The 24,465-nt window shown below is 36.3% G+C and carries 30 protein-coding genes, 1 pseudogene and 1 other annotated feature; of the genes and pseudogenes, 19 read left to right on the top strand and 12 right to left on the bottom strand.

Annotated elements, in window-relative coordinates:
• Positions 1–223 precede the first annotated feature (223 nt).
• Positions 224–1,009, bottom strand: a complete 786-nt coding sequence (locus FS458_RS14720) for a lipase family protein (RefSeq protein WP_144701803.1) — start codon at positions 1,007–1,009, stop codon at positions 224–226.
• Between the two features lie 181 nt (positions 1,010–1,190).
• Between FS458_RS14720 and FS458_RS14715 the strand changes: the two genes are divergently transcribed.
• Positions 1,191–1,937: a hypothetical protein gene (locus FS458_RS14715; protein WP_144701800.1), complete on the top strand. Its 747-nt coding sequence runs from the start codon at positions 1,191–1,193 to the stop codon at positions 1,935–1,937.
• A 5-nt stretch (positions 1,938–1,942) separates the two neighbouring features.
• On the opposite strand, the gene FS458_RS14710 is transcribed toward FS458_RS14715, so the two are convergent.
• Positions 1,943–2,356 carry a MarR family winged helix-turn-helix transcriptional regulator gene (locus FS458_RS14710; protein WP_186320571.1) on the bottom strand — a complete coding sequence of 138 codons (414 nt, stop codon included), beginning with the start codon at positions 2,354–2,356 and terminating at the stop codon, positions 1,943–1,945.
• 182 nt (positions 2,357–2,538) lie between these two features.
• A complete protein-coding gene (locus FS458_RS14705; RefSeq protein WP_144701794.1) occupies positions 2,539–4,002 on the bottom strand; it encodes an MDR family MFS transporter in 1,464 nt (487 codons plus the stop codon).
• A 298-nt stretch (positions 4,003–4,300) separates the two neighbouring features.
• Between FS458_RS14705 and FS458_RS14700 the strand changes: the two genes are divergently transcribed.
• Positions 4,301–5,026 (top strand): AAA family ATPase, encoded by a 726-nt coding sequence (locus FS458_RS14700; RefSeq protein WP_144701791.1) that lies wholly within the window; start codon positions 4,301–4,303, stop codon positions 5,024–5,026.
• 50 nt (positions 5,027–5,076) lie between these two features.
• Here the strand turns inward: FS458_RS14700 and FS458_RS14695 are convergent, their stop codons facing one another.
• Entirely contained in the window at positions 5,077–5,739 is a 663-nt protein-coding gene (locus FS458_RS14695) for a GNAT family N-acetyltransferase (protein WP_144701788.1), read from the bottom strand.
• 134 nt (positions 5,740–5,873) lie between these two features.
• Here FS458_RS14695 and FS458_RS14690 point away from each other — a divergent pair, with 134 nt between their 5' ends.
• The 4 genes from FS458_RS14690 (at position 5,874) to FS458_RS14675 (ending at position 9,452) form a co-directional block, all read left to right on the top strand.
• Positions 5,874–6,209: a n-acetylglutamate synthase gene (locus FS458_RS14690; protein WP_144701786.1), complete on the top strand. Its 336-nt coding sequence runs from the start codon at positions 5,874–5,876 to the stop codon at positions 6,207–6,209.
• Between the two features lie 230 nt (positions 6,210–6,439).
• Positions 6,440–7,231 (top strand): nicotianamine synthase family protein, encoded by a 792-nt coding sequence (locus FS458_RS14685; protein ID WP_144701783.1) that lies wholly within the window; start codon positions 6,440–6,442, stop codon positions 7,229–7,231.
• On the top strand, positions 7,228–8,559 hold the full coding sequence (locus FS458_RS14680) for an opine metallophore biosynthesis dehydrogenase (RefSeq protein WP_144701781.1): 1,332 nt from the start codon (positions 7,228–7,230) through the stop codon (positions 8,557–8,559). The genes FS458_RS14685 and FS458_RS14680 overlap by 4 nt, the downstream gene beginning before the upstream one ends.
• Positions 8,556–9,452, top strand: a complete 897-nt coding sequence (locus FS458_RS14675) for a DMT family transporter (RefSeq protein ID WP_144701778.1) — start codon at positions 8,556–8,558, stop codon at positions 9,450–9,452. The genes FS458_RS14680 and FS458_RS14675 overlap by 4 nt, the downstream gene beginning before the upstream one ends.
• 34 nt (positions 9,453–9,486) lie before the next feature.
• On the opposite strand, the gene FS458_RS14670 is transcribed toward FS458_RS14675, so the two are convergent.
• Both FS458_RS14670 and FS458_RS14665 read right to left on the bottom strand, forming a co-directional pair.
• The gene (locus FS458_RS14670; RefSeq protein WP_144701775.1) at positions 9,487–10,854 is read right to left on the bottom strand and encodes an amino acid permease; all 1,368 of its coding nucleotides are present in this window, start codon (positions 10,852–10,854) and stop codon (positions 9,487–9,489) included.
• Positions 10,855–10,938: 84 nt separating this feature from the next.
• Positions 10,939–11,167 (bottom strand) — a binding site (T-box leader).
• Positions 11,168–11,371: 204 nt separating this feature from the next.
• Entirely contained in the window at positions 11,372–11,893 is a 522-nt protein-coding gene (locus tag FS458_RS14665; RefSeq protein WP_144701772.1) for a DUF6843 domain-containing protein, read from the bottom strand.
• Between the two features lie 181 nt (positions 11,894–12,074).
• Here FS458_RS14665 and FS458_RS14660 point away from each other — a divergent pair, with 181 nt between their 5' ends.
• The gene (locus tag FS458_RS14660; RefSeq protein ID WP_144701768.1) at positions 12,075–12,923 is read left to right on the top strand and encodes a DUF2785 domain-containing protein; all 849 of its coding nucleotides are present in this window, start codon (positions 12,075–12,077) and stop codon (positions 12,921–12,923) included.
• Between the two features lie 49 nt (positions 12,924–12,972).
• Here the strand turns inward: FS458_RS14660 and FS458_RS14655 are convergent, their stop codons facing one another.
• A complete protein-coding gene (locus tag FS458_RS14655; protein WP_144701765.1) occupies positions 12,973–13,308 on the bottom strand; it encodes a winged helix-turn-helix transcriptional regulator in 336 nt (111 codons plus the stop codon).
• Between the two features lie 122 nt (positions 13,309–13,430).
• On the opposite strand from FS458_RS14655, the gene FS458_RS14650 reads away from it, so the two are divergent.
• From FS458_RS14650 to FS458_RS14640, 3 genes are all read left to right on the top strand, one after another.
• Positions 13,431–13,925 (top strand): lactoylglutathione lyase family protein, encoded by a 495-nt coding sequence (locus FS458_RS14650; protein ID WP_144701762.1) that lies wholly within the window; start codon positions 13,431–13,433, stop codon positions 13,923–13,925.
• 137 nt (positions 13,926–14,062) lie between these two features.
• The gene (locus FS458_RS14645; RefSeq protein WP_144701759.1) at positions 14,063–14,713 is read left to right on the top strand and encodes a pentapeptide repeat-containing protein; all 651 of its coding nucleotides are present in this window, start codon (positions 14,063–14,065) and stop codon (positions 14,711–14,713) included.
• 96 nt (positions 14,714–14,809) lie between these two features.
• A complete protein-coding gene (locus FS458_RS14640; RefSeq protein ID WP_144701756.1) occupies positions 14,810–15,010 on the top strand; it encodes a hypothetical protein in 201 nt (66 codons plus the stop codon).
• Positions 15,011–15,080: 70 nt separating this feature from the next.
• Here FS458_RS14640 and FS458_RS14635 read toward each other — a convergent pair whose 3' ends face one another.
• The 4 genes from FS458_RS14635 to FS458_RS14620 are packed head-to-tail and all read right to left on the bottom strand — an operon-like array spanning position 15,081 to position 18,078.
• Positions 15,081–16,061, bottom strand: a complete 981-nt coding sequence (locus tag FS458_RS14635) for an ABC transporter permease subunit (RefSeq protein ID WP_144701753.1) — start codon at positions 16,059–16,061, stop codon at positions 15,081–15,083.
• A 1-nt stretch (position 16,062) separates the two neighbouring features.
• Positions 16,063–16,938, bottom strand: a complete 876-nt coding sequence (locus FS458_RS14630; protein WP_144701750.1) for an ABC transporter permease subunit — start codon at positions 16,936–16,938, stop codon at positions 16,063–16,065.
• Complete coding sequence (locus FS458_RS14625) at positions 16,935–17,534, bottom strand: hypothetical protein (RefSeq protein WP_144701747.1); 600 nt, start codon at positions 17,532–17,534, stop codon at positions 16,935–16,937. Before FS458_RS14625 ends, FS458_RS14630 begins: the two co-directional genes overlap by 4 nt.
• Entirely contained in the window at positions 17,524–18,078 is a 555-nt protein-coding gene (locus FS458_RS14620) for a sigma-70 family RNA polymerase sigma factor (protein ID WP_186320570.1), read from the bottom strand. The genes FS458_RS14625 and FS458_RS14620 overlap by 11 nt, the downstream gene beginning before the upstream one ends.
• 259 nt (positions 18,079–18,337) lie before the next feature.
• On the opposite strand from FS458_RS14620, the gene FS458_RS14615 reads away from it, so the two are divergent.
• Complete coding sequence (locus tag FS458_RS14615) at positions 18,338–19,117, top strand: aminoglycoside 6-adenylyltransferase (protein WP_186320569.1); 780 nt, start codon at positions 18,338–18,340, stop codon at positions 19,115–19,117.
• 21 nt (positions 19,118–19,138) lie between these two features.
• Positions 19,139–19,282: a hypothetical protein gene (locus FS458_RS20790; RefSeq protein ID WP_156499128.1), complete on the top strand. Its 144-nt coding sequence runs from the start codon at positions 19,139–19,141 to the stop codon at positions 19,280–19,282.
• 46 nt (positions 19,283–19,328) lie between these two features.
• On the opposite strand, the gene FS458_RS14610 is transcribed toward FS458_RS20790, so the two are convergent.
• Positions 19,329–20,525 (bottom strand): DUF418 domain-containing protein, encoded by a 1,197-nt coding sequence (locus tag FS458_RS14610; RefSeq protein WP_144701741.1) that lies wholly within the window; start codon positions 20,523–20,525, stop codon positions 19,329–19,331.
• Between the two features lie 190 nt (positions 20,526–20,715).
• Between FS458_RS14610 and FS458_RS14605 the strand changes: the two genes are divergently transcribed.
• The 7 genes and pseudogenes from FS458_RS14605 to FS458_RS21095 all read left to right on the top strand — a co-directional run bounded on the left by FS458_RS14605 (position 20,716) and on the right by FS458_RS21095 (position 24,453).
• Positions 20,716–21,288 (top strand): DUF2975 domain-containing protein, encoded by a 573-nt coding sequence (locus tag FS458_RS14605; RefSeq protein ID WP_066392328.1) that lies wholly within the window; start codon positions 20,716–20,718, stop codon positions 21,286–21,288.
• 19 nt (positions 21,289–21,307) lie between these two features.
• On the top strand, positions 21,308–21,511 hold the full coding sequence (locus FS458_RS14600; RefSeq protein ID WP_066392329.1) for a helix-turn-helix domain-containing protein: 204 nt from the start codon (positions 21,308–21,310) through the stop codon (positions 21,509–21,511).
• Between the two features lie 25 nt (positions 21,512–21,536).
• Entirely contained in the window at positions 21,537–22,229 is a 693-nt protein-coding gene (locus FS458_RS14595; protein WP_186320568.1) for a diphthine--ammonia ligase, read from the top strand.
• Positions 22,226–22,750, top strand: coding sequence for a GNAT family N-acetyltransferase (locus tag FS458_RS14590; RefSeq protein ID WP_144701729.1), 525 nt, complete (start codon positions 22,226–22,228; stop codon positions 22,748–22,750). Before FS458_RS14595 ends, FS458_RS14590 begins: the two co-directional genes overlap by 4 nt.
• A gap of 103 nt (positions 22,751–22,853) precedes the next feature.
• Positions 22,854–23,729, top strand: coding sequence for a hypothetical protein (locus tag FS458_RS14585; RefSeq protein WP_144701726.1), 876 nt, complete (start codon positions 22,854–22,856; stop codon positions 23,727–23,729).
• Positions 23,729–24,049, top strand: coding sequence for a hypothetical protein (locus FS458_RS21100; RefSeq protein ID WP_260858661.1), 321 nt, complete (start codon positions 23,729–23,731; stop codon positions 24,047–24,049). Before FS458_RS14585 ends, FS458_RS21100 begins: the two co-directional genes overlap by 1 nt.
• Positions 24,037–24,453: pseudogene (locus FS458_RS21095) on the top strand (DUF5694 domain-containing protein). Before FS458_RS21100 ends, FS458_RS21095 begins: the two are co-directional and overlap by 13 nt.
• Positions 24,454–24,465: the final 12 nt, after the last annotated feature.

Genomic DNA, 24,465 nt, shown 5'->3' with positions numbered 1-24,465 from the left:
CAATAAAGGATGATTTAGACATGAAGCGCATTCTCTATTTTTAGCAGTTGTGCATCCACCTCAAAAGTAGGGGGTTATGACAATTCATGTTACAAAACTACTAACTCGGTATTAATACGTTTTATTGTAGTAGTATGGGGTATACAAATGGATTGGATAAGAAACCATCCTTACATACATAAAAATAAAACCATTTAACACAGTGTTAAACGGATAGCATCAATCATTCACATAGAGTTGAAACAGGAAAAAAACCTGGATACTTATTGCGAAGTTCTTTGTATTCATTTGGATATTGCTTACTTAAAAAATGGATATAACATAGAATCCTATGATTTTGGATATATCGCCTATTTTTAAAATTCAGTTGATATTCCTGTCCAACTGGGAGATTTAGAAGAGGCTTGTTCTTAAAAAAAAGTGGAGTCATACAATTTGAGATGGCATCGTGTACATTTACAACACGAATGCTGTTTTTTACTTCTTCATAAAACTTTTTAGTAAAACCTTCATCAGCGATTGGTAGACTCGCAAAACTATAGAGAATAGGATTTTTGAAATTTGTGTTCACAGCTGCATCTAACGTAAACAAAGCAGCTAGACTGCCGCCAAGGCTATGACCTGTAACAAGTAGTTTTTTATCGTCTGAATAGAGATGGTTGATATCTGCCAGAAGGGCATTTCGAAATGTGCTGTAAATTTTAGTGATTCCACGGTGTGTTAAACCGCTATTCGATACATAGGTATAAGGAATCTGAGAAATATCTAGATATGAACTTACATTATCCATAGTCTTAGTTCCCCGAAAAGCGACCACTAAAGAATCCTCTGACTCAGCAATAAATCCGAATGTTTCACCTGAATCTGTGATGATCTCTTGTTTCATCTCGTAATGCTTTGGTAATTCAATCGTACAAAGTTCGTGAACGATATAGGCTTTGTAAGACATCACTGCCAGGAACAGAGCCATTTTTCCATCGAACTCAAATAACTCTTTTATATTTTTCATACAAATCACATCCTTCACTCATCCGATTTAATAGTATATGAAGGAAGTGGTGGACAAGTATAGACACGTACACTGAGAGAAATAACTATTTTTCTTGAAAGTAGAAGTTGTTGTTTATTGTACAAGGAGATGGATACATACTAATTGGGTGTACTTAATCAATAGAGAGAGGAGTTTGAAAATGACAAAAACTGTGCTTAGTTTCATTTTTGTAATGGGATTTGCTCTCGTTCATTTAAGCTCAAAATACTTGAGTTTTATAAAAGATTCTCCGCGAAATAAGTTTTTATCTTTTGCAGGAGGAGTAGCTGTTTCTTATGTGTTTCTACATTTACTCCCTGATTTGAATCACTATCAACAAAAGGTTGGGAAAACGCTTAATCATGGAATCGGTCACTATTTGGAGGATCATATCTATTTAATAGCGTTGCTTGGTCTTGCACTTTTTTATGGACTAGAGCGATTAGTCAAGAATTCTAAAAAGAAACAAGGCGCACAGTCAAACTCTGAAGAAGTTGCAGTTTCTTCAGGTGTCTTCTGGGTACATATAGCATCATTCTTTCTGTATAATGCGGTAATTGGATACTTGCTCATAAGAGAAGAGTACGAGACGAAATGGGGAATGTTCTTCTTCTTTTTGGCATTGAGCATTCACTTTGTCGCTAATGATCATGGCCTTAGGAAGGATCACAAACAAAAATATGACAAGTATGGACGAGTACTGCTTACAGTCGCGATTTTAATTGGTTGGGGTATCGGGGCTATCACGGTAGTTCATGAACTAATCGTATCTATACTAGTTGCTCTTCTAGCAGGAGGCATTATTTTAAACGTTCTAAAAGAAGAACTGCCAGAGGATCAGGAAAGCAGTTTTGTATCGTTTATCACAGGGTTAACAGGTTTTTCGGTACTGATGATGTTGGTCTAGAAATTTTAGTCGTTTATTTTTTGAAAGAGCTCGTTTAATTTTGCAAAGATTAGTTTTTCTGTTGATGTTAAAGGTGACAGGGATGTGGAAATGATTTCGTTTTTCTTAATCAACAACCTGTTAATTTCTTGGGATCCGGTCTCGGTTAATGATACATATACTTTTCTTCGATCTGATTCTGTATATTGCCGATTCACCATTTCTTTTTTAGCTAGCCGATCAATAATGATAGATGTTGAAGCTGGGGTAGTATCTATTTTTTCAGCTAGTTGTGTAATGGTTTGCGTATTGTTTTCAAGCAGATAGATCATCGTTTCGATTTGAAGATAATTTAGTTTTTCGTCATGAAGAAATGAGTCTTTAAAGTTTTTCACATATTTGACCAGTTCATCTATCTCATAGTTGTCATTAGTAGTCATTATCATTCTCCTAAGTATTAAAGTAAATGAAAAGACGACACTTCTTATTTAAGTGCCGTCTCATAATAAATGTTTGATCTATCTTTAATTCTTCACATTGTTAACTTATGTGCCTACTGTAACATAGCTGTATGCGTTGTTCAATTTGAAATAAATGGATTTTACCTTTAGGAAGCCTATAACTAGCGAACATTTGAAGATATAAATTCTTTATTTTTATATTTTAAAAGGAGAAATGAGATACCAATACCGATCAAGGTTAATAGGAGAGTCACTCCATAAATAGCATGTATCCCTGAAGCTATAATTTCTTGAAGTTGACCTAATTGGCTAGTAGGTAGTTCACTCCCATGTTCAAAAGAAGCATTCAGATCAAGATCTTGTCCAGCTTTTTCAGCCTTAGAAATCGTGATTAAGTTAAATATTGTACCGAACACAGCAGATCCGAGTGTTTGGCTGAATGTGTTCGTAAACGTATTGGAAGCTACAGCTACCCCTCGTTTATTTGATGGTACAGAAGCCTGAATGATTAGCATGTAAATTGGTGTAATGAGCCCCATTCCAAGACCTAGAACACCTGAGGCGACATAGATTAAGTATGTCGGAGAATGAGCATCTAACAGATAGAAAAGTAATGAAGCAGCACTTACTACGCTAATTCCAAGAGTAATAATCCAATTATCCTTTAACCGTCCTACTAAGTTCCCAGCAACTAGTGATCCTAGTGTCCACATAACTGGAAGTGGCATCAATACAAAACCAGCTTGTGTAGCCGTTTTCCCCATAACTCCTTGGCTCCAGATCGGTAAATAAATCGTGATACAGATAACGACAGCACCTGAAATCAATGTGAGTGAGTTTACGATCAACACACTTTTATTGGTAAAAAGATTAAGAGGAATGAGTGGTTCAGGTGATTTTTTTTCAATATAAGCAAATAGCACATAAAGCAGGATTGCAGTTAGGAATAATCCGATAATGATAGGATTGCTCCAATCTTGAGTTTGGCTTCCTGTTAAAAGTGCATAAAGAAATGCGATCGTACCAAGTGAAAACGTGACAGCACCCCAATAATCAATGTATGGTTTTCCTTTTGTAAGATTTTCTTTGTAGTTCGCTGCGAGCATGAAGAAAGCAAGAAGTCCGAACGGAATATTTAAGAAAAAAATATATCGCCAGGACAGCGTGTCAACAAGAAAACCACCAGCTAGAGGTCCTAACACACCAGCAACTCCCCACACTGCTGAAATCCAGCCTTGTGCTTTTGCTCTCTCTTTTGCCTCAGCATACAGATCTCCAATTATCGTCATCGTAATTGGCATAACTGCACCAGCACCTAGACCTTGAATAGCCCGATAAAAGATGAGTTGTTCCATGGACATGGCAATTCCACAAAGAGCAGATCCAATCAAAAAGAGAATAATACCTGCGAGAATAACTTTTTTTCGGCCGAATAAATCAGCAAGCTTTCCGTAGATGGGTGTCGATACAGCTGTGGCCAGCATATAAACCGCATATACCCAACTTACAAGTTCAATGCCGGAAAGATCGCTCGTGATACGCGGAATGGCAGTACTTACAATTGTACCTTCCATCGCAGCCAGAACAGTAACGAGCAATAAAGCAGTCATAATTTGTTTTCTCATATATGTCCTCCTTGGCATTTAAAAGCATGCCAAATCATAAGTAGTTCACTTAGTTAAATGAATAGTAAATAAAAGAGTATAACCAAGAAATTAGTTTATCACGTCATTATAGGATTTGCTATCTTGAGGTATTGATGGGAGGGGATGGAGTGTGTACGGAGCTGTAATTGGACAGATTATGCACCAGTTTGAACAGACCCTCTTTAGATCGGACAGATAACGCTTTAAATTAGAGAAAATATGACTGAAAGCAGTGAACGGCTGATCGAATTTGTTATACTTTTCATAGGTGATGCTAGTGTTTTTAAAAAGAATCAAGCTGTTGCGTGATGATATTAAATCGTTTAAAGATTATCCGTTCTCCATTCCTGCAATCAACGGACTTGAGGAAATATACTTGGAAAAGAACGTGACCTTTTTTGTGGGGGAGAATGGAACAGGGAAATCTACACTGTTAGAAGCGATTGCGGATAAATGTGACTTTAATACAGCTGGCGGTGGTCGCAACAATATGTACGAAGTGTATGCTTCAGAATCTGAGCTCGGAAATTATATTCGGCTTTCGTGGCTGCCAAAAGTATCGAACGGGTTCTTTTTACGTGCAGAATCGTTCTACAGCTTTGCCACTCATCTTGAAGAAGTAGACAATACAGGTTTTAGAGATTATGGAGGCCGGTCCCTTCACAAACAATCTCATGGTGAATCCTTTCTGTCTTTGTTTTTGCATCGCTTTAAAGGCAAAGCGATCTATCTGCTAGATGAACCTGAGGCGGCTCTTTCACCTTCAAGACAACTCACTTTCTTGAAGATTATTCATGATCTAACAGCTCAAGGCGATACGCAGTTTATTATCGCTACTCATTCTCCCATCTTATTGGGCTATCCGAATGCCGACATCATAAGCTTTGATGATGGAAAGATATCCAAAGTAGATTATGAATCCACAGATCATTTTCAAGTAACCAAGTACTTTTTAAATAATAGAGAGAAGTTTATGGAAGAGCTTCTTAAAGATGACGATTAATGATTAATTAAGTTTTAAAAAAGATAGCAATGAAGCAAGGAGAACTAGCATTATGTATCTAGTTCTCTATTAGTCGTTAAGCCAAGAGGATCATAAATCATTACAAAAGTTGAGAAGGGAATCTGATCACTTGTAATCTCCTCAACGAGTGAAAAGCCTAAGTGCGTATAGATCTTCACATTTTGCAGGGTTTCTGTTTGAAGCAAACAAAAGGTTCTTTTCTTTTTTGTTTCTGCGATTACGGCACTCAACATGGTGGTCATATGTCCTTGATGTCGGTATTGCGGGTCTACGCATACTGAATCGACCAACAGAAAGTTTTCATAGTATGTCTTATAATGGTTAAGTTTGCTATTAGTGGTTTGTAATTGACTAGCTTTTCTCAAAAAATCGATTAAAGATAATTGAATGAAAACAATGGGCAGGCGAAAAGTACATGATAGAGCAGCGAGCATTAACTTTCCTATCTTGGTTTTTTCGCCGTGCTGAGATACACAAAAAAGCCCCTCCACTTTATCAGACGTTACATATAATGAGCCGTTGGTTTGTAGGATTCGAAGGACCATAGGAAAGACGGAACGTAAAATCTTTCTTCTTTTATTCAGGATAGGAAAGAAATACACAAACATTGGATTATCAATAAATGAATTCGTTAACACTTCACTTGCTTTTTTGAGGTGTTTTTTTTGTAGTTTTTTCAAGTGATCATACATGAAGAAAACTCCCTCCGATGATGTAACCCATCATTGTCAGTACGCTAAGTACCATTGAAATGAATCACTTGTTACTGGGAAAAATTAAACTTATATGTTAAGTTATGTGAATATTCTAAAAAGGTGGTTGAAAGATGCTTAATTATGATGGAAAAGTATTCGTGTCTGTTCAAAATTCTTCAAACGGTGAGGTATCCTCACAAACAACGTTTCATTACAAACAAGACGGTAACATTGTCACTGCCTCATATGCAGGTGGAGAAATCTTAAAAGGCACGTTAATCGGAATTGCAAACGAAGACGGCAGCTTGAACTTCAGGTACAATCATGTGAATACGTCTGATGAAATAAGAGGTGGAGCCTGTATATCTCAACCTGAGGTATTAAGTGACGGAAGGATAAGATTGTATGAAAAATGGAGATGGGCGGAAGGCAGTTCTGGAGAGTCCGTAATTGAGGAAGTAAAATAAAGAAAAATTAATATCCACTTTCATCCAATTTGTTAAAAGCAAAACATTCAGTATATCTGTAAGCACTGCAAAATATGCAGTGTTTTTTTTTATCGTACTTGGCTTGAACAGTAATTAAATATAACAAATTCATAGGACAATTATCATTGACTCGTTTTATAAAGTGATGATAGTATATAAAAATCAAATCGTAATAATTACGATTTACAAAATATTGTATGGAGGTACGAGTGAAAGAGAGATTTCAATTATTACTATCTTTGAAAGTCACCGAGTATGAGATCAATGAACTTTCAAAGTTTGCCAAAGAATGTGATGAGTGTTACGAGTTATTAAAAGTAAAGCTGGATAGTCTTCACCATTTTATGACAGATCCTATAAACCTGCACCGATGGCAGGAATGGGGGAAGGACAAGGATATTCTGTCACTGTCTGAAAAGCTCCGGGAAGCTTCCGTACAAGCTCTTTGTGAGATGGAAAAATACCAAAGTGTGCGTACATGTAACCACCAATTGAATGCAAGTGAATACATAACTACACTCTCTCAAACTGTGAAACATGAATTGGATGAATTACATATCAATGAGAACTCTAAGGTATTATTTATAGGTTCTGGAGCGTTTCCCATTTCTGCCCTCACTATCGCCAGTGAGAAGAATGCTGAAGTTCATTGTATAGACATTGATGAAGAAGCGGTCGAGATGGGAAGAAAAGTCTCTCTGATTACAGGCCTACAAGACAACGTTAGATTTTCTAATTCTGTTCGAAACGACTTACACTTTGCCCATAATACTACTCATGTCTTAATCGCTTCTCTAGTCAGAAATAAACGGGAAGTACTGAATGAACTAAAGGATATATTACAGCCTCATACAAAAGTGATTCTCAGATACGGAAACGGTTTAAAATCAATCTTTAACTATCCGTTAGAAATGAACTTAACGAAAGACTGGGAACTGCAGAGCGTTAAACGAACAGATGGTATCTATGACACGATGGTCTTAGCGAAGGTAAATGCATGAATGGAAGTAAAGGAAGTGAGGGAAACGTGGGTACGAAACGTTCAAAAGATCTTGGGAATATCCTAATAGCAGGCGTTGGACCAGCTGCCATTCAAACAGCTGTCCAGCTTTGCGCTGCTGGTTTTAGTGAAAGAATAGGATTGTATAATCGGCGAGGAGCTCGTGCAGAACGGATTAAAAGAGAACTGAATCAAAATCATTTTGAAGTCAATCTTACTATTCAGGATAAAGAGGAAGAATTGACAACAAAGGTGGATTGTTTTTTGGATGACGTATCTCAACTATCTGATGAATGGGATACGGTTATTCTTGCAACTCCCTGTACGAGCTATGCAAACGTAATTGAGTTACTTCAAACTGCTGATTTAAAGCGGGTAAGAACCATAGTTTTGCTAGCTCCCAACATCGGTTCAAACGATCTCGTGAAAAATTTGCTGTTAAAAGAAACAGTTGAAGTGATCAGCATGTCAACATATTTTGCTGCTACTAAATCTCTTAATTCTGCTATAAAGGCTCATACGAAAGCATATAAAAAACGTATTTACCTAGGTTCATCGAATCGTAAAAGCCGTATGGTAAATACATTGCAAGAATTTTTAAAATCAATGAATATCGATGGGGAGATCGTCGACCACCCTCTCGATGCAGAATGCAGAAATATAACAACATATGTGCATCCTGCTTTTTTCTTAAATAGATTTACTTTAAATGAAATATTCGGCCATCATACGAATGGTAAGAAGTATATGTATAAGTTATTTCCTGAAGGTCCCATCACACCACAAAGAATAAGAATAATGGTGAGGCTCTGGAAAGAAATTTCTACTTTAATGAATGAATTAGGAGCAAAACCGATCAATTTATTGCAGTTTTTAAATGACGATAATTATCCAGTTCCAACAGAGTGCATCCAAAGAGAGGACATTGATGATTTTTCAGAATACGAGGAGGTCAAACAGGAGTATCTGATGTATATACGCTATGCTTCTATTCTAATCGACCCATTTTCAAAGCCTGATCATGAAGGAAGATATTTTGAATTCTCAGCAGTTCCCTTTAAAAAAGCAGAAGAAGAAAATAAGGGAGTGTGGTCTATCCCTAGGATACCGTTCGAAGATTATCAAAAATTGATCGTGATCTATGGACTTGCAGAGAATTCAGGAATTCCAATGCCTGAGATGAAAAGACTCATCAAAAGTTTCGAATCAGAGTGTGAGCAGATTGAATCTCTGTTAGGAATAAAAGAGTCATTAATCGAAGCAAGAAGAGAATCTTCCTTGCGAGAAGTAACAAACATCATGAAGGAAAGAAAGAGGCGATTACTATGAAGAACGGTGTTTGGCTCGCCATTCTATCTTCCTTTATTTTCAGTATAATGAACGCTCTCGTTAAGGCAGTAAGTTTAAACATCCCTTATTCAGAAAGTGTATTCTTTAGAAGTTTGATAGGCACAATCATCATCTTTATTATTATGAAAAAGAAAAAGGTAGCCTTTTCAAAAACGGGTGTACCAATGCTTATGGTTCGAGGAGTCTTTGGCGCGTTGTATCTATTAGCTTATTTTTATACAATCGCGAAAATACCGTTAGCAGATGCGAGTATTCTAGCTCATTTGTCTCCCATCTTTGCCGTAGTATTAGCAGGTTTGTTTTTAAAAGAAAAGCTAACAAAAACGCTTCTCTATATTCTTCCTGTCGTGTTAGCAGGGGCTTTCTTGCTGATTAAACCACAAGAGTTCTCGTCCTATTCCATGTATGCCCTAATTGGTGTAGGAAGTGCTTTTTTCGCAGCTTGTGCAGCCACTTCTATACGCTATTTAAGCAGCAGACATCATGCTTATGAAATCGTATTTTATTTTCTCGCTACAGCAACGATAGTTAGTATACCTTTAATGTGGAACCAATTTGTAATACCTTCACCATTAGAACTGTTTTATCTGATCTGTATCGGAGTTGTATCTTTAGTAGGACAATTATTCTTAACAAGTGCATTTACGCATGAAAATGTTATCGTTGTCGAGGTTACCCGTTACATTGGAATCGTCTTTAACGCTTTTTGGGGCTTTTTATTCTGGTCAGAGATTCCAGATGGTCAAACGATTCTAGGAGGCATGTTAATTATTGCTTCATGCATCTTCCTATCACGTAGGCGAGCACTAGAAGCAAAGGTAAATAATTTAAGATTGAATAAAGTAGCGATGAATACACATGCAAAAAGGTAAGGAGAAAACGCTCGGTTAAGAGCGTTTTCTTTTGTTAACTTGCAACCTTTTCTTGATTTGTATTGAGTGATTTTCTTTTAAACATATAAGTTGCGCTTATCAGCAAATAAATTCCTAATGTTACGCCAGTGATAATAACAGAAGTTGTGAGCACGATTCCGATTAGTATTGCAAATAAAGATAGAATCGCAATCCAAGTTGTATAAGGAAACCATTTTACATAATAACCCGATAACTGTTCATTGTTTTTTCTTGATTTCAAATGAGCGAAGGAAATGATCAACCAAATGAATAATACCGTATAGCCGAGTGAGCCCATAAGATAGTTAAAGGTTTTGTCTCCTGCAAAAATAGAGATGAGTACACCCGCATACAGAGAAGCTGTACACATCAATATAGCGATAAATGGAACTTTCTTAGATGAAAGTCGTGCGAAAATCCCAGGAACTCGACCGTCAACGGCTTGCGTATATAACACACGTGATGAACCGTATAACCCTGAGTTCATCGATGAGATGATCGCAAGCAGAATCACACCATTCATCACATGATCAGCACCAGGAATTCCGATCATCTGAAACACCATAACAAAAGGACTTTCATTCACACCGTTTACTTGGTCCCAAGGAATTAAACCAACAATGATAAAGAACGGAAACAAGTAAAAGGCTATGATTCGAGTTAATGTACTGCGAACAGCTTTTGGTACTACTTTTTCTGGATTCTTCGTTTCAGCTAAGGTTACACCGATAATCTCTGTTCCACCATACGAATAGATCACGACTAACATAGCTGTCATAAGACCGGCTGAACCGTTTGGGAAGAAACCTCCTTGATCCGTTAAGTTCGTGAAGTTCGGTGCAATATGGTCACCAAACGATACGAATAAAAGCAAAAGTCCGGAAAGAATAAAAATGACGATTACACTGATCTTAATAAGGGCTAACCAGTATTCCGTCTCAGCAAATATTTTAACGGATAATAGATTTACGATCGTGACTGCGATTGAAACTAACAAGGCTAGCATCCAAATCGGAGTATCAGGGAACCAATATTGAAGAAAAATCGCTGCCACTACAGCTTCGGCCGCAATGTTTAAAACCCACATCTTCCAATAGATCCAATCTAGAAAATAAGCGGGAAACATGCCTAAAGCAGATTGAACAAGATCCCGAAACGTTCTGGCACCACTGTTTTGAACAGCCATCTCTGCTAACCCTTGCATTACAAATAATAAGATGATTCCGCCGATCAAATAGGCTAGAACAACGGAAGGGCCTGCTGTATCAATAGCGGCACTGCTTCCTTTAAAAAGTCCAGCTCCGATACTACCACCAAGAGCCATCATCATGATGTGACGAGAAGTCATCGTTCGTTGTAAATGCTCTGTGCTTTTTTTCATCTTCATAACCTCTCCTAAAGTGATGTTAGAATCTATAAAACAAATAACAAAAAAAGGCTTACCATCTCTGATCTCGGTTGTGAGAAAAGAGACGATAAGCCTTTGGCTGACCGCGGTACCACTCTTGTTGATTCGTCATAGAATCCTGCTTGTAGAACCTGTTAACGAAGGTTAGTCGTCAAAACATAGAGAACGCGTTCTTTTTGTCTTGCTGCTCCAGGGCGAGTTCAAAGTTTTCGTAGACTGCGTTCCACCAACCCGCAGCTCTCTAGACTACAAAAAGACTTTTACTACTCCCGTTCGTTGCTTTTATCAAAATGATTATTCAGAATAATATGGATTACTATAAAGGCTGTATCTTGGGCTTGTCAACACAAAAATTTTTTAAGAACGATGATAGGTCTGATGGAAACGGTATCATTAAATCAATTTTCAAATGATTACAAACTGTTATAAACATGTATAAGACAAAATAAAAAAGGTGCTGGAGGTTATGAAATCTCCCCAGCACCGCACTTTATTTCTTTATAGCTAGCTTTTGAAAGTAATATTTTCCTACATGGTTCACTTGTGCATTAAAGTCATTGCGTCCGTTTTCTTTAAAAGAAGGACCACAACTAGAAGAAGTTACTTGAATAACAGAATACTTAATGTCTTCACCGTTTCTTCCTGTAAAACCACCGTTCGATCCAAGACTGATACATTGGTCGTTAATTTCTTTTCGTTTTCCGTTTTTATCCACGTAATAATATTTATCATTCACAACTCCATAAATCATATCTTTGGTTGACGTGAATGAAACGCCATACTGACTGATCTCTGTATCTTTTAAGACATCCAACGTCTTTTCTTTAACAGGAATAACCGTATAATCATCTTCTTTTTTTAATGCGGGTTCGTCAGGCATGTTATAGAACGTAAAGATGGAGCCCTCAAAACCTTCTGGAATTAAAAAGATATTGTTTGTAGTCTCTTGTTTATTAAAGCTACATCCTGCTAAAAACATTATAGATATCGCAAACATTATATATTTTTTCAATTGCATTCACTCTTTCAATTCATTTTCTTTATTGTATCATTGTATCCAAAATTCCAATAACAACTAATAACCTTTCCACAGAATTGTAACGAGTTAAACAAATTTTTCCAAAATATAACCTTAATTATTCCTTCTTTTTGTATAATGAAAAAGATAGATCAGAAAATGGGGGATAAAGATAATGGCGACATTGTTCCAAAGCAACACAATCGTAGAAGGAACCGAATTGTTAGCACTCTTAACTTCTATAAATAACAAAGAAAAGACATGGGAAGATGTAGATCAGGAAGTTGTTTTGGATGCTATGATCCTTCACATTGGGTCACCAAATAGTGATCTGAGAGAGATGGTTTACCGATCGTTTTATATGTCAATTATTCACGATCAGCTCAACTCACAGACTATAAAAAAACTCCTGGATTATAGTGTGAAGCACCTTTTATTTAAAGGAATAGGCGAAAGTGGGACAGATTCTGTTTTCACACGTGCTTTCACAACGATATTAATTGCTGTGATCATCCATAAAGATATCGAAGTGGACTTTCTTCCGAAAGAAAAACTTACTGAAGTGAAAAATAATATCAAAAAGTATATCGAGTTGGAACGAGATGTTAGAGGTTATGTACCAGTAAAAGGTTGGGCACACAGTATTGCTCATGTGGCAGACACGTGCGAAGAACTGATTAAGAGTGAAAAAATTGATGAAGATGAATACTTTTCTATCGTTGAAATTCTTTTGAAAAAATATTGTACAACACCGACTGGTTTTTTGCATGGAGAAGATGATCGCGTTGTTACAGCTGTTCTTGCAATGCTCAAAAAAGAGGTAGGATTAGAAGAATTAAAACAATTTATAGAAGATATTCCCGCCCTTTTAAAATCTCAAAAAGAAGAATTATCATCTGAAAAGTATTGGTTTGTTATGGCTAACTGTGTATCCTTGTTAAAAAGCCTCTTCATAGGGGTTAGTGATGATCCGCTATGTGTTTCACTAAAACAAACTATTCGAAAAAGCTTATCACAAATTTAAAGAAGCTAAAGGAGGCGGCTTATGGTCAAGAGCACTGAGCCTCCTTTTTTTATGCCAAATCTCCGTGCTCTGTTCCCCATTCATGCATCTGTTTTAAGATGGGCAGTAGAGTTGCGCCAAATGCAGTCAATGTATACTCTACTTTTGGTGGAACCGTATTGTATGATTTACGATCAACAAAGCCTTCTTCTTCTAATTCCTTTAATTGCTGCGATAGTACTTTATGTGTCACACCCGGCAACAGACTTCTTAATTCGTTGTAACGCAATGTACCATCCACAGCTAAGTGCCATAGAATAACTGTTTTCCATTTACCGCCTATTTTTTGCAATGTATATTCGATCGAGCATTTTAATTTACCATCGTCATGTGTTGATATCTTCATGAGCATAACAGTCCTTTCTTACCTTAAGGATAGTATGTCACTTAAAAGTGCGTTCTTACATACGCGAAGTATGTCTGGGTATAATGATTCCTGTAATCAAAAATAAAAGGAGGAATACGATTATGCCAATCTATCCAAGAACATTCTCTCATATTGGTTTATCCGTGCCAAATTTAGAAGAAGCCATAAAATTTTATACAGAGGTATTCGGGTGGTACGTTATCATGGAGCCTTCCGATGTAGAGAATGATGATACACCGATCGGACAAATGTGCCGTGATGTATTCGGTGATGACTGGGAAACTTTCCGAATTGCTCATCTAGCTACAGGTGACAAGATCGGAGTTGAACTGTTCGAGTTTCCTCATAACGAAAAGCCGGAAAACAATTTTGAGTACTGGAAGACAGGTTTGTTCCACTTTTGTATCCAAGACCCTGACATCGAAGGGATCGTTGAGAAAATTAAAGCGTATGGCGGCAAGCAGCGCATGCCGATTCGTGAGTATTATCCGAACGAAAAACCTTATAAAATGGTATATGTAGAAGATCCATTCGGCAATATCTTTGAAATCTATACACATAGTTATGAGCTTACCTATTCTCAGGGAGCTTACTAATAAACATAAGAACCGCTGACGATTTTGTTCAGCGGTTTTTTTTTTGCACAGATTTCAGAAGAAAAGAAAAGACTACTATTTGCATTTTTACTTCTGTAAGCTTGATTTAACATAATCACGTAAATGGAGTGAAGAAAATGACAAAGAAATTTAAAATAGATTTGCCTAAAATTCAAGGGGATTTAGAAGAAGCACGTTTTCGGGATCTGTATTTAGAGGAAGATCTATATCTTCACGATTGCTCGATCACGGGAGCATTTTTAGAGAATGAAGAAATCGACAAGCTGATTTTGTCTAAAGTGAAATTCAATAATGTAACACTGATTCATTCGAGTTTTTATAAAATAGACATGACAGATGTTGTATTTGAAAACTGTGACCTCTCTAATACAAATTTTAAAGAGGGTATTCTGTACCGCGTTCATTTTAAAGATTGTAAGCTGATGGGTGTTGATTTTGAAAAAGCGAATCTTAGAAATGTGACGTTTGAAAATTGTATGTTAGACATGAGTGAGTTTGTAGAAACAGATCTTAAGCCCGTTTTGTTCGATCAATCATCGCTCAAGCAGGCAAACTTTTATGAAACAAAGCTAAATGCAGTAAAATTTGAATCGTGTAATATTGAGGAAATTGACTTTACAGAAACATCCTTAAACGGGATCGATATTAGTACATGTAAATTCAATACTATTCACGTAGACCTCACAAGTTTAAAAGGATGTACCGTATCACGAGAGCAAGCAATCGTGTTTTCTACATTGTTAGGATTACAAGTAAAAGAAGATTAATTACTTAACTACAAATTGGATAATTATGTTAATGTTAGTGTAGGCACTATTGCATGACTTCATAGATTTAGATCATTTTCCCTTAGGAGAGATGAAATGAAGGAGAACCTTACACTAGCTTGGATTGCTGCTTTATTTGCTCTTGTAGGACAGTTGTTGTTTTTTATAATCATCGCTATTTATACTGGTGAATGGCGTTTCGTGATGTGGAGTTTCATCGTGAGCATGAGCGTTGGGATTCCTAGTATGATCCACGTGTGGCAGGCACAAAAACGCACGAATCTAAACAGAAATTAAGAAGAAAATTTCTGTACAAAATAAAAGCTCATTACCCATCTAAAGGGAAATGAGTTTTTTTCATTTTATACTATTTAACAAATGAAAAAGATGGAGCAGCAGGTATTACTTCAATAGGCGTTGTTTGATCTCTAAAGCTTTTTTGTTTAGAAAAAAGGTAAGCCCTCTCTAGTCCTGAAAGTATAAATGTACATGCGATTATGGTTAATGTGAAAAAAAGAATGGGGACAAGTGGAATCCAAGGATGCGACATAAACGATGGATAATACATCCCTAGTAAACCCGTCCATTCATGAGTAACAGAATCAATATCTCCCCCATGAAAGACAATAGTTCCCCCAAAAAATACTTGTAGTACTCCTAAGTGTATTAAGATGACAAGAACTTGAATGAATTGCTGCAGAAACAAGATGATAAGTATGGGATTGAGGTGGGGGGCAATATGTTTTCTTAGAAGATGAGGATAACGGCCACCTAATATTTTTGCAGAACGCACAAATTCTTCATGGAGTAATAATTTTATTTCATTTCCTAAATAAAAAGTAATCGTTGGAACGGCGAATATGATTAAGATCATCATCTGAAAGCCAACCCTTAGATAAAAGGGTTCTGGTGTAGTACCGTTACTAAACGTTAGGGCGTGTTGCAAGACGAAATAGGAAATCATGGTCATTGGAATAACTGAGAAACTATCAAAAAAAGATTCAAAGCTTTGGAAGAGTGGTTTTTTAAATTTAGCAAGGGTTATCCCTAGTAATAAGCCAATAAGAATACGCATGAAAGTGATAAGTAGTCCAGCCCCTATAGTCCACTTTGCGCCTTCAATGATGAGATGAAGCAAATCATATCCTTTACGGTCCGTTCCTAATAAGAATTTAGCTGACGGTGCAAACGGTGCAGCACTCACTGTGCCATTTTCATCAAAAAGTAAGGATACTCTTCTGATCTCGCCATCATAGATAACTGAATTTCCAATACTTAATACGACAAGAGTTACTAGAAACAGAAGAGCAGTTACAGCTTTTTTTTGGCGTATGAAATAATACCACATATTAGACAACCTCTTTTAACAGATGTGAAGTGAATAGTCTGAACAGCTGGAAATAAATAAAAATAGGTATGTAGATGAGTAATAATGCTACTGTAAAAGTTTCGATACTGTTATAGTCTTTTACAAAAATGAATATCCCAATAGAGTTAAAAAAATATTCAATAATATAAAGGTTGGATAACATAAGCCAAATGTTGGTTTTTGTAAAAAAGAAGAAGCGAAGTAAGACATTTCTTAACACATGTTTGAAAAATACAGTGAAATGACTTAAACCTTTACCACTTGCAAGTGATACATAAGGCTTTTCATACTCTTCTTCTGTACGAAAAAGTAAAATTTTCGTAAACATAATGGTTGTAGGAATACTTAAACAGATAATCGGAAGCGCTCTTATCTTTTGATCACCAGCTGCTGCAACTTCCACAACGAGTATTCCGGTCTTTTTAAACAACCAAACGATAAACAACTGTAAGATCATAATGATTAAAATATCTGGTAAAGATTCAAGGTATCCAAAGCTCTGCTTAACTTTGTTAACAATTCTAGGATCAAGGCAGGTAAGACAATAAACGATAACTATCGCTAGTATTAATGAAATGATAAATGAGCTAGCGAATATAGTGATAGATTCTTTGTATCTGATTAAAATTTCAGGGAATAACGGACGTACAACTTTATAATAGGAATACGTTAAAGAAGAAGGTTCTAGTAAACTTGCAACTAGGTTTCCGATTGCTTGAAAATATTGTGTGATATTCAACGAAAGTCCATTAAAAAGGGCCGGTGTAGCACCTAACGTAATAATTCCTACTAATGATAGGACTAGGTGAATACACGTAAATAATGAATGTTTGACCCCGCTCATTACTTTATTCATCTTGGCATGCTCCATTCAATACCTATTGATCCTGCAGGTTTGTGTCCGATAAGTATATAGTTATTTGCATTACCGTTATCATAAGCAGCTGGGTGTTCTCTATAAATCGAAAGGTATACAGTCACATCTTTCATGTCCCACACGTTTTTTCGATGTGGGTAAAGCTTTTGATAGAGTCTTGAGTATGTTGTTAACAATTCTTCTACATCCTTTTTATAATCACTTAATTCACGCTTGTCTGAAATCATCACTTCCATGGAGAAGGAATCTTCACTTTGTTGAAGGCGATAAATTTCATCGGTCAATCCTTTTTGTTTAGCCAAATTTTCAGCTTTTGTTAAAAACGGTATAGACATATAACTTGTTGACGAATTATTTCCTGTTTTTGAAACGAGAAGTGGAATACTAGTTGTCACGATAAGTAAGACTAGCGCCGTAATCATAAGGTCTTTCACAAAATAGAACGAAGGTTTAATAACGGTTTTTTTCTCTTTAATACTTAGTAAAATCCCTCTTTCCATTTGCGATGTGAGTTTAATATGTCTATATAATCGTTGATCCATATGTTTTTTTAGTTGTTGTAGTTTATCTTCCAAATGTAGATCCCCCCGTTTTCTCTAATCTACTTTTAAGAAGTTGTCGGGCTTGATAGAGTCTTGACTTGACCGTTGTAGACTTTAGTTTCAGAACTTGTTCAATTTCTTGCAGCGATAACTCCTCGTAATAAAATAAGAGAATAACTTCTCTATACTTAGGCTTTAGTTTCAGAATCTCTTGAATAAGTTGCTCTGTTTCATCTTGGATAATTAACTTTAACTCTATCGATTTTTCATTAGAGGCTGTGAAAGATAGCATCTGAGAAAGCCTCGATTGCTTGTAATGCCAGCTCTTTAAATAATCTTTGCACTTGTTTATTGCAATTCGATAGATCCAGCTTTTAATCGCTTGTTTCTCACGTAGATTATCCATCTGTAAGTAAACCGTTAACATCGTATCTTGAAGAATGTCCTCAGACTTTGCTTGATCTTTAACATAGGAATAACAAAGTCGTAAGATGCTTTCTCCATACTGTTTTATAATGCGTTTTAATTGTTCTTCACGGTGATCATATGTTTGATTCTGTAATGGATTTGGTTTCATCTGCATCCCTCATAGAAAAAGTCATTTAACTATAGACGATTCATTTTAATAAAGGTTGGATTTTTTCCTAACCCATAACCTTTTCTAATATTTATTTGAAAAACCTTTTTTATCCAATTAGAAGGTACAATCCTCCTTTAAGAGGAATATGAAAAGAAGATGATAATAGGGAGCTGGTTTTCGATGAGTGGGATTTGAAGCTTTAAGAAATTTTTATAAAAAGAGGGATGAAGAACTGCCGTTACTACGGAAAAAATTAATGAGAACTATAGAACAAGATCTAGTGGCAGATAACAATGTTTTAGCAGTTTTTTATGGTGGGTCGATCGGAAAAGGAAACACAGATCTCTATTCAGATATTGATCTTCGTGTTGTCGTGCAAGACGCTGTTTTTGAGAAGTTTCGAGAGAATAAAAAGAAAAGAGCGGCCAATTGGGGGAAAGTTCTTTTCTATGAAGATTTTCCTTGGACAAACTATTCTATCGCTCATTATGACTCGTTTATCAAAGTAGATTCTTTCTATTACAAGAAAAATGATCTTCACCCTTCTATATGGATGCAGCATTTAAAAATAGTTTACGATCCTGAAGGTCATGTAAACTCCATAAGGCAACAATCACTTCAGCTATCCTACTCACCAACAATAGAAGAAGTAGAGATCTGGCGTACTAAATTCTTTGCATACGTTCATGAGTTCTATAGGCGAATCATGCGAAGTGAACTTTCATACGCAAAACAATGCTTAGAGAACATGATCTATTCTATGGTGTCTGGATGGTATATGAACGCAGGTCTGCAACCGAATACATTTGGTGATTGGTCGAAGGTTGAAAGAAAGAGCAGTCCGTTAGCTGACTGGCAGCGAATGCACCTTACTAATTGGCGCTACACTTCAAACGAAGAAGACATGTTAAGAGTTTTTAAGAATATCTTACCTGAATTCCAAAAGTTACATAAAAAGTTATGTGAAATCGTCGAAATTACGTATGAACAGAAATGGGAAGAAGAGATTTTAAAGAAAGTTCTCGTTGATTATTAACTGGCATGAGGTGGTGAGTGTATGGAATATGGGTCGTCAGGGTTAGCATTAATGGGGTTATTTACATTTTTAGTACCAATAGGAGTAGGAATCTTTGTGTTGGTCATGCTCTATCAAATGAACCGATCTCTAAAAAGAATAGCGGATCGACTAGATGAGAAATAATCATGAAACAAAAGATAGCTGTCCCTGTGTGGACAGCTATCTTTATTTATATCGCTTTTTTATGATTATACTCTAAAGAAGTATGTTTTTTGAATTTAGGTATCTTTAAGTAGACGACCAAGCGTACAAGGTATTCTATCGGACCGATGGGCAGGTATTTCAAATAAATGGAACTAAGGAGTGCTTGAGTTCCGAAGATTATAACACCTACTACAGTGGCCAGTATTACACCAAGATCACCAAACCAACCTAAACCATAGCCGTAAAAAAGAAATGTACAAATCATCGATTGCATTAAATAATTTGTTAATGATAGTTTTCCCATACTTTCAAAACCACTTAAAAAGCGTCTGAACTTCTGATGGTTGTACATGTAAACGAACAGACTGATATAACCGATCGCAAGCATACTTCCTCCGATCATACTCATATCTAAACGATAATCCCATTGCTTGCTGAGTAGAGGAGTAGCTTTTAGTAAGAGACCGATTGGTATAAATAAACCACTTAGGATTGTGAACTGTTTGATCTTAGAAGACGTGTTTTGCAGCCATTTTCGATGTGCTGCATACATACCAATCAGAAACATTGGACTAAGAACAAAAGGTGTTAAGAATAACATGAAGGCGGCTTCACCACCACTCATATCAAGCATTTCGTCATCAAGACTGTGTGCTCTTATTTCTGAGTACGTTCCTGATCCATAGATCTCTTGTGTTTGTTTCATGTATAAATCTATCTTATCAGCACGAATCATTTTGATTTCTTCTGCCTCAAACAGAGAGCCAATGAAGAGAAGAGAGAATAGTAGAACAGCCCAAATCAATAGTGTCTTTGGTTTGCGATTTACCATAACCAAAAGCAGAACACCCATAAGCCCATATACAAAAAGAATATCTCCTTCCCATAAATACGTACTATGCAAGATCCCAAGAGTCATCAGTAAAGCAAATCTTCTGAACAGATGCCACTTTACGCGTTTGTTATTTTCCTTTAACTTGTTACGCATAAGAATGAGAGAGTACCCAAAGATGAACATGAAGATGGGAAGGAATGCGCCTTCAATCACCACTTTTGTGAAGTAGTAAGCATATGTATCAATGGTTGATAATTGATAATAATGAATTTCGTCCTTTCCAAAGATTCCGAACTGGAAAATGAGTAGGTTTGCTAAAAGAATCCCTAATAAACTAAATCCCCTAATACCATCGATGATGTTAATTCTCTGTTTGACCAATGACATGTTAATAATCCCCTTTATCTACATAATTACCAATACCTAACAAATGCGTCGACGACATAACTATAACAGCGCATTTTATAAAATTCAACAATTATTTATTGTTTTACGATAAAAAAATAATGATTATTGAGATTTTATCCTTCTTTTATGGTATGTTAAATTTATGAAATTAAAGAAGAGGAGCAGAAAGATGAAGTGGAAAATTTTTTATAAATATGGAGCGAAATTATGCTCAGTTCTTTTTTATGTTATTGGTCTTATTGGTATTTTTACCTTGGTATATCATTTGTCTTATTTAATGAGTCCAACAGGGGAATTGGCAAAGTCTTTCGGTGCATTTGATCCTGTGTATAGCAACTTAACGTTAGTTTTTGATCAGCAACCTTTACTGTATAAGGATGAAGAATTCATCGTCCTTTCATTGGTGACCTCAATCATTATGTTTGTTTTTGCATTAATTTTCTTAAGACTCATGAGAAAATTGTTACAGAATTTACACCAAGAGAGTTTATTTATGATGGAGAACGTTAAGGTTTTATTCAAGATGGGTATCACCATTCTTGTACTTGGGTCAGCTTTTACCTTTATGGACGAGCTTTTAATGACAAAAGCACTTAAGGAAATCCATGTAACGAACGCTTCTGTAACATATACAGGACTAGCTTATGTTGATACGTTTTTCACAGGGATTTTCGTAATGATTCTAGCCTCTGCACTAAAGGTTGCCGTAGAGGCAGTAGAAGAAAATAAACACACAATCTAAAGGTGGAGTAGGGATTGCAATGATTAGAATAAAATTAGATGTTATGATGGCACAGCGAAAAATGTCATTGAATCGATTGTCTGAACTGGTTGATATCACCCCTGCTAATCTTTCTGTACTAAAAAATGAAAAAGGTAAAGCGATTCGTTTTTCAACACTTGATGCCTTGTGTAAAGTACTAGAATGTCAGCCAGGCGATCTCATCGAATATATCGAAGACTAGTAGAAAAAGGGAGATGGTTTGGTACATGAAAAAAGTAGCTGTTAGCTGGAGCGGCGGGAAAGACAGCTGCTTAGCTCTATATCGATTGCTTCAAGAAAAACATGAAGTTGTATGCTTGATATCCATGGTTTCTGAAGAGGATGCACGAAATCATGCCCATGGTATTCCATTAGAAATCTTACAATTACAAGCAGGTGCGATCGATCTTCCTTTAATTATGGTGGATTCAGCTGGGGGGTATGAAGCTTCTTTGGTAAAGTCATTAACTTCTATAAAGAAACAGTTTGGGATAGATGCGATCGCATTCGGCAGTTTGTATATGGAAGAAGATCGGAAATGGAATGAACAGGTTGCGGATAAAGCAGGTCTGGATGCTCTTTTTCCCGTATGGATCTTAAAAGAACAAGCCTCTGAACTATTAGAAGAATTTATCTCATTAGGTTTTCATTCGATTGTATGTCGAGCTTCAGCAGATATATTGGACTCGACTTGGACAGGTCGCGAGTTGAATGAAAGTTTTTGTAAGGATATTAAAGCAACAAAGAGCTGCCCAATGGGTGAACATGGAGAATATCATACATTTGTTGTAGACGGACCAATCTTCGGAAAAAGGCTTGAGATTGTTCACTCAGATGTTATCTTAAATTCAGGATTATGGTCGCTCGACATACATTCATGCAGGTTCATAGATAAGGATACGGAGGCTGTTATGGAATGAACATTCACTTTAGAAAGATGTTAAAACCTGAAGAAAACGTAGTAGAAGCTTTAAATCGTTGGGAGAACGACACAAAGCTGGTTCCGTTAACACGACCGAATAAGGATAGAGTAGAGCTCGAAAATAAACGAATCATCACAATGGAAGACTTGTATCAACGTTTAGAGTTTCACGAGATTTATTTGATCTTTGTAGATGATCAATTAGTAGGTGAGATGAACTATATGGTCGATCCTCCTCACCTTTTTAAGAGAACGGAAGGAACGGCATGGTTAGGTATTACGATAGGTGAATCGGTTGGAAGAGGTAAAGGAATTGGTTACCAAGCGTTGTCGTACTTAGAGAATGAAATGAAAAGAAATGGTTTGAAACGCATCGAGCTTGGTGTATTTGAATTCAACACCACCGCACAAAAGCTTTATCAAAAACTGGGATACTCAGAAATTGGTAGGGTCGAGGCATTCACGTATTATCAAGATCGAATGTGGGCGGACATTCGAATGGAGAAATTAATCAAATAATAATTACTCATAACTGTCCATTCGGGCAGTTTTTTGATTTAAAGGGATTTTTTGGATTTTTATTGAATTGAGATAGCAAAAGAGATAGGAAAAGAGGATTAACATGAAAATTATTGATACTGTTTCATTTTTTCTGCAAAACTATCAGCCAACGATCTCGTTTTTGAAAGAATATTATAAAAGGTACCCGTCTATCTTTCATGAATATTTTTCTTACCATTGCAAAGATACAGAGGAGAGACATGATTTATCAATTAGAAAATATCAGGACTCATGGTCGTCTATACAACGCGTTCACGAGTTAATAAAACCGCTTATTCAGGAAATTGTTCAAAAATATGAAGAAGATTATGGTGTTCAATTTCCTGTTGAAGTGAACCTGATCGTTGGTGGTTATGGCTCAAATGCATACACTCACAGACAGATTATACCGAATGTTACGTTCGCATTAGAAAAACTGTCACCAGAACCAGAGCATTTAAGAACCATTGTTGCTCATGAATTTGGGCACGCCACACATAATATTTTGACTGATAAAGAAGGAATGAAATGGGAGAGAGTGAATTGGAACAGTCCCATGACTTGGTTAAATCAAGAAGGCGCAGCAACTCACTTTTCCAGGAAAATCGTAGGCAGTCTCCATCCCTCTGTTTACTTTTCCTTTGATAATCATGGATATGAGTGGTTTAAGTTTGCTCAAAAAAACGAAGATGAATTCTTGCTGGCGTTTGCAAAAGATTACACCGCATTGTCTGCCCAATCTATTTTTTCAGAGTGGTTCTCCATTAATGGTGGTAAGAAATTTAGTCACAGCAGACTTGGCTATTATCTAGCGGATCTGTTCTTTCAAGACCAAGTTATAAAACTGGGCGAGCGAGATGCGATAACGGCTTGGAAAGATGATAATTTCATAAGGAATGCTGAGGTGTGGTTAACTCAAAGAACTGGATTAAATAAGAATAGTATGGAGCTGTTGTGATGAACATCAAACAAGAAAAACCACAAATAATGGTAGTAGGTACTTTTCACATGAGGTATACACCGGACCTTCAACGAATGGAGTTTGATGATCTGTTAGCTGATTCAAGACAACAAGAAATATTGAAAGTGGTGGAACAATTAAAGAAATTTAAGCCAACAAAGGTTGCATTAGAGGTAGTAAAGAGTGAAGAAAATAAATTGAATGAAGAGTTTATTCAATACAAAGAGGGTGAACTAAAACTAGCAATTGACGGTTCCGTATCGCTTCAGATCTACAACATGAAAAAGTACATGCTGTGGACTGGATGGATACGGTAGGAAATAGAGGGTTGGGTCAGGTTTTTGAGTGGGCTGAAAAGAATCAACCTGAGTTTTTTCGTTACATAAATGATACCTATCGTTCTAATCAGCAGCTTTCAATAGGTAGCGAGAGCATCTATGAAATAATCAGATCACAAAACCAAACTTCCTTTATTGAGAAGGAACACGAGATGTATATGGTAATAGCAAGAATTGGTTCATCCGAAGAATATATTGGCATCGATTGGATGAGATGGTGATATCAACGAAATCTAATCCTTTATTACAATTTAGCTAAGATTACATCCATATCAGATCGTACCCTATTAATAATTGGTGCGGCTCATGTACATTTAGTTACTCGATTTTTAAAGGAGAGTAACTTGTTTAGTGTTGTAAATTCTTTAGACTATCTTACATAATGATGTGTATAT

The sequence above is a fragment of the Fictibacillus phosphorivorans genome (assembly GCF_007673525.1).
GTDB lineage: Bacteria > Bacillota > Bacilli > Bacillales > Fictibacillaceae > Fictibacillus > Fictibacillus phosphorivorans_C.
The sequence above is the reverse complement of the archived record's forward strand: the minus strand, read 5'-3'. Positions and strand labels throughout refer to the sequence as shown.

Coding starts and splice junctions, on each gene's coding strand:
- FS458_RS14720 (WP_144701803.1), bottom strand. CDS start 1,009: ATGAAAAATATAAAAGAGTTATTTGAGTTCGATGGAAAAATGGCTCTG.
- FS458_RS14715 (WP_144701800.1), top strand. CDS start 1,191: ATGACAAAAACTGTGCTTAGTTTCATTTTTGTAATGGGATTTGCTCTC.
- FS458_RS14710 (WP_186320571.1), bottom strand. CDS start 2,356: ATGACTACTAATGACAACTATGAGATAGATGAACTGGTCAAATATGTG.
- FS458_RS14705 (WP_144701794.1), bottom strand. CDS start 4,002: ATGAGAAAACAAATTATGACTGCTTTATTGCTCGTTACTGTTCTGGCT.
- FS458_RS14695 (WP_144701788.1), bottom strand. CDS start 5,739: ATGTATGATCACTTGAAAAAACTACAAAAAAAACACCTCAAAAAAGCA.
- FS458_RS14690 (WP_144701786.1), top strand. CDS start 5,874: ATGCTTAATTATGATGGAAAAGTATTCGTGTCTGTTCAAAATTCTTCA.
- FS458_RS14680 (WP_144701781.1), top strand. CDS start 7,228: ATGAATGGAAGTAAAGGAAGTGAGGGAAACGTGGGTACGAAACGTTCA.
- FS458_RS14675 (WP_144701778.1), top strand. CDS start 8,556: ATGAAGAACGGTGTTTGGCTCGCCATTCTATCTTCCTTTATTTTCAGT.
- FS458_RS14670 (WP_144701775.1), bottom strand. CDS start 10,854: ATGAAAAAAAGCACAGAGCATTTACAACGAACGATGACTTCTCGTCAC.
- FS458_RS14660 (WP_144701768.1), top strand. CDS start 12,075: ATGGCGACATTGTTCCAAAGCAACACAATCGTAGAAGGAACCGAATTG.
- FS458_RS14655 (WP_144701765.1), bottom strand. CDS start 13,308: ATGAAGATATCAACACATGACGATGGTAAATTAAAATGCTCGATCGAA.
- FS458_RS14650 (WP_144701762.1), top strand. CDS start 13,431: ATGCCAATCTATCCAAGAACATTCTCTCATATTGGTTTATCCGTGCCA.
- FS458_RS14645 (WP_144701759.1), top strand. CDS start 14,063: ATGACAAAGAAATTTAAAATAGATTTGCCTAAAATTCAAGGGGATTTA.
- FS458_RS14640 (WP_144701756.1), top strand. CDS start 14,810: ATGAAGGAGAACCTTACACTAGCTTGGATTGCTGCTTTATTTGCTCTT.
- FS458_RS14635 (WP_144701753.1), bottom strand. CDS start 16,061: ATGTGGTATTATTTCATACGCCAAAAAAAAGCTGTAACTGCTCTTCTG.
- FS458_RS14630 (WP_144701750.1), bottom strand. CDS start 16,938: ATGAATAAAGTAATGAGCGGGGTCAAACATTCATTATTTACGTGTATT.
- FS458_RS14620 (WP_186320570.1), bottom strand. CDS start 18,078: ATGAAACCAAATCCATTACAGAATCAAACATATGATCACCGTGAAGAA.
- FS458_RS14615 (WP_186320569.1), top strand. CDS start 18,338: ATGAGAACTATAGAACAAGATCTAGTGGCAGATAACAATGTTTTAGCA.
- FS458_RS20790 (WP_156499128.1), top strand. CDS start 19,139: ATGGAATATGGGTCGTCAGGGTTAGCATTAATGGGGTTATTTACATTT.
- FS458_RS14610 (WP_144701741.1), bottom strand. CDS start 20,525: ATGTCATTGGTCAAACAGAGAATTAACATCATCGATGGTATTAGGGGA.
- FS458_RS14605 (WP_066392328.1), top strand. CDS start 20,716: ATGAAGTGGAAAATTTTTTATAAATATGGAGCGAAATTATGCTCAGTT.
- FS458_RS14600 (WP_066392329.1), top strand. CDS start 21,308: ATGATTAGAATAAAATTAGATGTTATGATGGCACAGCGAAAAATGTCA.
- FS458_RS14595 (WP_186320568.1), top strand. CDS start 21,537: ATGAAAAAAGTAGCTGTTAGCTGGAGCGGCGGGAAAGACAGCTGCTTA.
- FS458_RS14590 (WP_144701729.1), top strand. CDS start 22,226: ATGAACATTCACTTTAGAAAGATGTTAAAACCTGAAGAAAACGTAGTA.
- FS458_RS14585 (WP_144701726.1), top strand. CDS start 22,854: ATGAAAATTATTGATACTGTTTCATTTTTTCTGCAAAACTATCAGCCA.
- FS458_RS21100 (WP_260858661.1), top strand. CDS start 23,729: ATGAACATCAAACAAGAAAAACCACAAATAATGGTAGTAGGTACTTTT.